Source organism: Nocardia sp. NPDC004722, assembly GCF_053601505.1.
This window is the reverse complement of record NZ_JBSGBY010000455.1, coordinates 1-7,016: the sequence shown is the minus strand read 5'-3', so window position 1 is coordinate 7,016 and position 7,016 is coordinate 1. Positions and strand designations below refer to the sequence as shown.

Below are 7,016 nucleotides of genomic sequence, written 5' to 3'. Positions count from 1 at the left end.
GGCGGCGCGGGTGATCAGCTCGGGAGGGGTGTGAAAAGCATCCGCGCCCAGACAGATCGGCGAACGGGCACCGTGACCGTGCAACTCGTAGGGCATGTCGCCCGCGCGGCGGACCTCCGCCACCCGACCGGCCTTGCGTATCGGCGCGGTGCAGACCTCCTGGCATGCCGACCCGAACGAGCACACCGCCGTTCTCGCCGAAGGGATTCGGCGCGCCGCGGACCTCGGCGCGGAGGTCGTCTGCCTGCAGGAGCTCACCCTCAGCCCCTATTTCGCCACCGTCCCCGACAACCCTGACGCCCCCGCGTATCGCGAGCGCATCCCGGACGGCCCCACCACCGCCTTCGCCCGCGAGCAGGCGATCGCCCACGGCGTCCACGTGCACGCCTCGCTCTACGAGCACAGCGCCACCGGCCGCGGCTTCAACACCGCGATCCTCGTCGCCCCGGACGGCAGCCTGCTCGCCCGCACTCGGAAGCTGCACATCCCGGCCTTTCCCGGCTATCACGAGGACCATTACTTCGACCCCGGTGACAGCGGCTACCCGGTCATCGAGGCGGCGGGTGCGAACTTCGGGTTTCCGACCTGCTGGGATCAGTGGTTTCCGGAACTCGCCCGCGCCTACTCCCTGGGCGGGGCGGAGATCCTGGTGTATCCGACCGCCATCGGCAGCGAACCCGAGCCCGCCGACTTCGACACCGAACCGCTGTGGCATCGGATGATCACCGGCAACGGCCTGGCCAACGCCACCTTCATGGTGGTGGTCAATCGCATCGGCCACGAGGACGGTCTCACCTTCTACGGCTCGTCCTTCATCTGCGACCCCTACGGCCGCACCCTGGTGCGCGCCCCGCGCGACCGCGACACCGTGCTCGTCGCGGATCTGGACCTGGATCAGCGCCGCGACTGGCTCTCGTTCGGATTCTTCGCCACCCGCCGCCCGGCCGCCTACGACGTCCTGACCGCCCCCCTCCCGCCCACGACTCCCTGAATACCCGTCCCCGCTCGAAATCAGGTCCGATCATGCTCAGAAACAGTCGAATTCGCGCCACCCTGGTGGCCCTCTGCGTAGCCGCCGTCGCCACCGGATGCGCCGGGCGGGCTCCCACCGCCACCCCGCCCGCCAATGACACCGGCGCACTGCTCAACCTCTCCCCGACGACGCCCGCCGCCGCGCACGGCGTGGACTCCGCCACCTGGGCGCTGTACCGCAACCCCACCACCGTCGATCCCGCGATGGCCTTCGACTATCCGGAGAACACCGTCGTCGCCACCATGTGCGATGCGTTGCTGCGCCAAAAGCCGGACGGCAGTGTCGATTTCGGTCTCGCCAGCGACTACCGCTACCAGTCGCCGACCTCGCTGGCGCTGACGATCCGCAAGGGCGTCACGTTCTGGGACGGCAAACCGCTCACCGTCGACGATGTCGTCTACAGCCTCAACCGCCACCGCGATCCGTCGCTGGGCGGCTTCTACGGCACCGTGTTCGACCGCGTCGACAAGATCACCGCCCAGGGCCCCGACCAGGTGGTCATCACCCTGACCCAACCCGACTACTGGCTGCCGGGCGAGCTGTCGGCCATGCCGGGCATCGTGGTGGAGAAGAGCTTCGCGGAGCAGGCGGGCGCGAAATTCGGTACGCCCGAAGGCGGAACGATGTGCACCGGGGCCTACCAGCTGTCCAAGTGGACCGCGGGCGACACCTTGAAAGTGACCGCCAACCCCCACTATTGGGACACCGGCCTGAAGCCGCTCACCAAAGAGCTGACCTTCCGGGGCATCTCGGACGCGGCGACGCTCACCACCGGACTGACCACCGGCGAGATCGACGGCAGCTATGTCACCGATACCTCGAATGTGAACCAGCTCCAGCACATCGGGACGGTGTCGGTGAAGCTCGGGCCGACGCTCGAGAGCGAATTCTTCATTCCGGCCAAACTCACCGGGGTGCTCGGTGACGTGCGGGTCCGGCGCGCGTTGTCGATGGCCTTCGACCGCCGCAGCTTCATCAGCGCGGTCTACGCGGGCAACGCCCTGGAACCCCGCACCTCCACCAATCCGGGCACCTGGGGTTACGCCAAGGACACCTTCACCGCCGCGTGGAATGCCGCGCCGGAGGTCAAGCGTGATCTCGACGAGGCCAAACGCCTGATCCAAGAGGCGGGCGCGACCGGAAAGCCCTTGGTCATCGGCACTTCCAGCGGGATGGCGACGGTGGCGACCATGTCCAATGCCTGGCTGGAGGTCGCCAACGCGATCGGCCTGCACGCCACCCTCTACAACGTCTCGCCGGAGAACTACATCAACTTCTTCACCGATCCCAAGGCGCGTGAGGGCGTCGACGCGTTCAGCACGACGACCTATGGCGACTACGCCGATCCGGCCGCGCTGATCTCGACATACGTACTGCCCAACCACAATCAGAACTACTCGGGCTACGAAAACCCCGCCCTCACCGACTGGCTGAACAAGGCGCGGGCGGAAGCCGACCCGGCCCGTCGCGCCGCGGATGTCGTCGAGGCCGACAAGATCGTCATGTCGGATCTGCCGTGGATCCCGGTCGCGCACCCGGTGACGTTCCTCGCGCTCAGCAAGAAGCTCACCGGCATCCCGACCTCGTTCTCCTACATGCAATCACCGGCGCTGGCCATGCTCGGCGCGGCGGGGAGCTGAGATGGCCCGCTTCCTGCTCCGACGGCTCGCCCTGCTGCTGGGCACCATGTTCGCGGCGAGCCTCGCGATCTACGGCGCGCTGTATCTCGCACCGGGAGACCCGATCTCGGTGCTGAGCGGCGGCCGCCAGCTCACGCCGGAGGCGCGGGCGGTCCTGGAAGCCCGCTATCACCTCGACCAGCCACTGCCCCAACGGTATTGGCACTGGCTCAGCTCGGCACTGCACGGTGATTTCGGCTATTCGACCACCAGCCGCCAGGATGTCGGCACGCTCATCGCGCAGCGCGCACCCACCAGCATCGAGCTGGTGGGGTACGCCGCGGTGATCGTGATCGTGCTCGGCATCGGCATCGGCGTGCTGAGCGCGCTCAAGCCCGGCCTCGTCGACACCGTCGCGTTGCTGCTGACCACGGTGTTGTCGGCGCTGCCGTCGTTCGTCGCCGCCCTGCTGCTGATCAGCCTGTTCGCGGTCGATCTGCGCTGGTTCCCGGCTCTCGGCGGCGGCCAAGGGTTTTCGGATCAGCTGTGGCATCTCACTCTGCCCGCGGTCGCCCTGGCCGGTAGTGCGCTGGCGCTGGTGGCGCGGGTCACCCGCGCCTCGGTGCGGGCCGAGGCGGACAGCGAACGGGTGCAGACCGCGATCAGCCGCGGCATCCCGCGCACGGCCATCCTGCGCCGCCACGTGCTGCACAACGCGTCGATTCCCATCGTGACGGTGACGGGGCTGACCATCGCCACGCTTATCGTGCTGGTCTCGATCGTGGAGGAGGCGTTCAGCCTCAACGGTCTGGGATCGACCCTGGTGAACGCCGCCGCGAGCAAGGATTTCGCGGTGGTGCAGGCGATCTCGCTGCTGATGGTGGCGGCCTTCGTCATCGTCAACGCGCTGGTCGACCTGCTCTACGCACGCCTGGATCCGCGAGTGGCGCTCGGAACGGCGGCGGCCTGATGACGACGACCATGACCCTGACCCGGCCGGGCGTGCGGCTGGCCCGCCGCCTGTCCGGCATCGGCTGGATCGGTTACGCGAGCGCGGTCGTCATCGTGCTCGCCGCCATCGTGGCGGTCTTCGGGCCGCTGCTCGCGCCCTACCCGTCCGACCAGAGCGATCTCGCGAATGCCTTCGTCGGACCGGGCGGCGGGCATCTGCTCGGCTTCGATTCCCAAGGGCGGGACCTATTTTCGCGAGTGCTGGTCGGTGCGCGATCGCCCATGCTCGGCGCGCTCATCGTCGTGGTGCTCGCGGTGGCGGCGGGGACGCTGCTCGCGGTGGTGGCGAGCTGGCGGCACGGCTGGATCGACAATCTCATCTCCTCGGGCTCGGACCTGGTCTTCGCCTTCCCCGGTCTGCTGCTGGCGGTGCTGACCGCCGCCATCGCGGGCCCGAGTCAATGGTCGGCCGCGATCTCTCTGGCGGTCGCGTACACGCCGTATGTCGTGCGCGTCATTCGCGGTGCGGCACTGCGGGAACGCGCGCTGCCGTATATCGAAGCCCTGGAGGTGCAGGGCTGCTCCGCGTGGTCGATCTGCGTGCGGCACATCGTCCCGAACATCGCCCCGCTGCTGGTCGCGCAGGCCACCATCCTGTTCGGCTGGGCGGCACTGGATCTGGCCGCCATCTCCTTCCTCGGCCTCGGCGTGCAACCGCCGCGGGCGGATTGGGGTGTCATGGCGGCCGAGGGGAAAACCGGTGTGCTGCAAGGCTATCCCGCCGAGTCACTGGCTGCCGGGTCAGTGCTCGTGCTGGTCGTCGTCGCAGTGAACGTGCTGGGCGAACGGCTCAACGATCGGAATGCGAGGGAATCGCGATGACCACAACCCCACTGCTCGCCGTGCGCGAGTTCGGGCTGACGCTGCGCGTGAGGGGGCAGCGCCGGGAAGTCCTGCGCGACATCTCGTTCACCATCGATCGGGGCGAGGCGCTCGGCCTCGTCGGCGAGTCAGGGGCGGGAAAGTCCCTGACCGCCAAGGCCATTGCCCGTCTGCTGCCGGACGGCGCGACCACCACCGGCGATATCCGGCTCGGTGACCACGATCTGCTCGGCCTGCGCGGTGAGGCCCTGCGGCGGGCCCGCACCGACATGGCCGTGATCTTCCAGGACCCGCGTGTCGCCATCAATCCGGTGCGGCGCATCGGTGACTTCCTCACCGAGCAGTTGCGCTCGGTGGACCGCGTCGGCCGGGACGAGGCGACCCGGCGAGCGCAGGAAGTGCTGTCGGCCGTCGGCATCACCGACACCGCGCGCCGGCTGCGGCAGTATCCGGGCGATCTGTCCGGCGGCATGCTGCAGCGCGTGATGATCGCGGCGGCCCTGCTCGGCAAGCCTAAACTCATTCTCGCCGACGAACCCACCACCGCCCTGGACGTCACCACCCAGTCCGAGGTGATGGCGATCCTCGACGAACTGCGCCGCGACGCCGGGGTCGCCCTGCTGTTCATCACCCACGACCTCGATCTCGCCGCGGCCGTCTGTGACCGTACCGCCGTCATGTACGCCGGTCAGATCGTGGAATCCCAGAGTTCCGCACGGCTGCACCATGATCCGCTGCATCCCTACACCGCCGCTCTGGCCCGCGCCCGCCCGGACCTCGACCACCCGACACCCCGGCTGAGCGTCATCCCCGGCCAGCCCATCGGCGCCTGGCAGGCCGACGCGAATTGCGGCTTCGCCCACCGCTGTCCGCATCGGCGGCCCGAATGCACCGCCTCCGGGCCGATCTCGCTGCACAGCGAGGCCGACGGCGCGGTGCGCTGCCTGCGCAGCCTCGAACTCCGCGACGAACTGAAGAGAGTCGGCGTATGACGAATCCGATACTGAGCGTGCGGAATCTGACCAAGCACTTCGGCGCGTTCACCGCCGTCGACGATGTCAGTTTCGAACTTCCCGCCGGGTCGTCGCTGGGCATCGTCGGCGAATCCGGTTCCGGGAAGACCACGGTGGCGCGGATGGTGCTCGGCCTCGAACAGCCGAGCTCGGGCACCATCACCTGCTGCGGCAACGACCGTTCGCATCCCTCGCGGTCCACCCGCGCCCGGCGGGTGCGCGCCGGTGAGGTCCAGATCGTCTTCCAGGACCCGTATTCCAGCCTCGACCCGCGCCGCACCATCCGCCACGCGCTCACCGAAGCCATCGGACTGCACCGGCCGGGCTCGCCCACCGCCGTGCGGGAACGCGTGGACGAGCTCGCCGAGATGGTGTCGCTGGACGAGCGGCTGCTGTCCTCGCTGCCCGCTCAGCTGTCGGGCGGGCAACGCCAGCGCGTCGCCATCGCCCGCGCGCTGGGCACCGATCCCCGGGTCCTGGTACTCGACGAGGCCGTGGCCGCGCTCGATGTCTCGATCCAGGCGCAGGTGCTCAACCTGCTCGCCGATGTTCGTGCGGCGACCGGTATTTCGTACGTCTTCATCACCCACGATCTGGCCGTGGTCCGCCAGGTCACCGAATTCAGCCTGGTCATGCGCAAGGGCAGGGTGGTCGAGTCGGGCCGCACCGCCGATCTGCTCGCCGATCCCCAGCACTCCTATACCCGTGCGCTGCTGGCCAGCGTGCCTCGTCCCGGCTGGACTCCGAGCCGACGACCCTTGCCTGACTGAAGAATTGGTCAATATCACGCGGTATCGTCTATCGCTGTCGCATCATGCGAGATCGTGGAAAGAGAGCGTATGTCCCGTCGCCGCAACGACATTCTCGAAGCCGCAGTCCGAGTCGTGGCCCAGCACGGTGTGCGGGGCCTACGGGTCGACGCGCTCGCCAAGGCGGCCGGAGTCTCGACGGCGCTGATCTACTACCACTTCCAGGACCGCGCGGGCCTGGTCTCGAGCACCCTCGATTTCATCACCACCCGCGCCGAGCAGTACACCGACAGCACCGCGGACCCCGACGCCGATCCGCGCCGCCACCTCGAGGAAACGCTGCTGTCCGAGTTCCAGGACACCGCGGTCGTCATCGAGAACAGCACGGCCTGGGGCGAATTGCGGGCCAGCGCGGTCTTCCAGCCCGAACTGCGCGATCAACTCCGCACCTCGACCCAAGCCTGGACCGACGACATCGGCGGCCTCATCCGCACCGCGCAGCAGCGCGGCACCGTCGCGATGACGGTGTCCGCCGACGAGGCCGCCGACCGCCTCACCGCGCTCATCGAAGGGCTCAGCATGCGCTGGCTGAGCGGTTCGCTGGAACTCGAACAGGCCCGAAAACTGCTGCGCGGCGCGCTCATCGCCGAACTCGGGCCCTAGCCGGTCCCGGAATCGTCACGACCACGTCCTCGCGGGCGATCAGATCCTCGTCCTGCACGTCGCCGTCGGCCGCGATGATCTTGGTGCGGCGCTCGTCGCCGTACTT

At 68.6% G+C, this 7,016-nt stretch carries 7 protein-coding genes; all 7 read left to right on the top strand.

The features are described from left to right. Nucleotides 1–94: 94 nt before the first annotated feature. From ACWELQ_RS33050 to ACWELQ_RS33020, 7 genes are read left to right on the top strand one after another with little or no spacing between them, the layout of a single operon-like run. A complete protein-coding gene (locus ACWELQ_RS33050) occupies nucleotides 95–991 on the top strand; it encodes a nitrilase-related carbon-nitrogen hydrolase (RefSeq protein WP_452400962.1) in 897 nt (298 codons plus the stop codon). Between the two features lie 32 nt (nucleotides 992–1,023). After that, a complete protein-coding gene (locus ACWELQ_RS33045) occupies nucleotides 1,024–2,673 on the top strand; it encodes an ABC transporter substrate-binding protein (RefSeq protein WP_452400961.1) in 1,650 nt (549 codons plus the stop codon). Between the two features lies 1 nt (nucleotide 2,674). Then, a complete protein-coding gene (locus ACWELQ_RS33040; protein WP_452400960.1) occupies nucleotides 2,675–3,622 on the top strand; it encodes an ABC transporter permease in 948 nt (315 codons plus the stop codon). Continuing rightward, complete coding sequence (locus ACWELQ_RS33035; protein ID WP_452400959.1) at nucleotides 3,622–4,485, top strand: ABC transporter permease; 864 nt, start codon at nucleotides 3,622–3,624, stop codon at nucleotides 4,483–4,485. The genes ACWELQ_RS33040 and ACWELQ_RS33035 overlap by 1 nt, the downstream gene beginning before the upstream one ends. Beyond that, nucleotides 4,482–5,477: an ABC transporter ATP-binding protein gene (locus tag ACWELQ_RS33030; RefSeq protein WP_452400958.1), complete on the top strand. Its 996-nt coding sequence runs from the start codon at nucleotides 4,482–4,484 to the stop codon at nucleotides 5,475–5,477. The genes ACWELQ_RS33035 and ACWELQ_RS33030 overlap by 4 nt, the downstream gene beginning before the upstream one ends. Beyond that, on the top strand, nucleotides 5,474–6,268 hold the full coding sequence (locus tag ACWELQ_RS33025; RefSeq protein ID WP_452400957.1) for an ABC transporter ATP-binding protein: 795 nt from the start codon (nucleotides 5,474–5,476) through the stop codon (nucleotides 6,266–6,268). Before ACWELQ_RS33030 ends, ACWELQ_RS33025 begins: the two co-directional genes overlap by 4 nt. A gap of 54 nt (nucleotides 6,269–6,322) precedes the next feature. Next, entirely contained in the window at nucleotides 6,323–6,910 is a 588-nt protein-coding gene (locus ACWELQ_RS33020) for a TetR/AcrR family transcriptional regulator (RefSeq protein ID WP_452400956.1), read from the top strand. The last annotated feature ends 106 nt before the right edge of the window (nucleotides 6,911–7,016 follow it).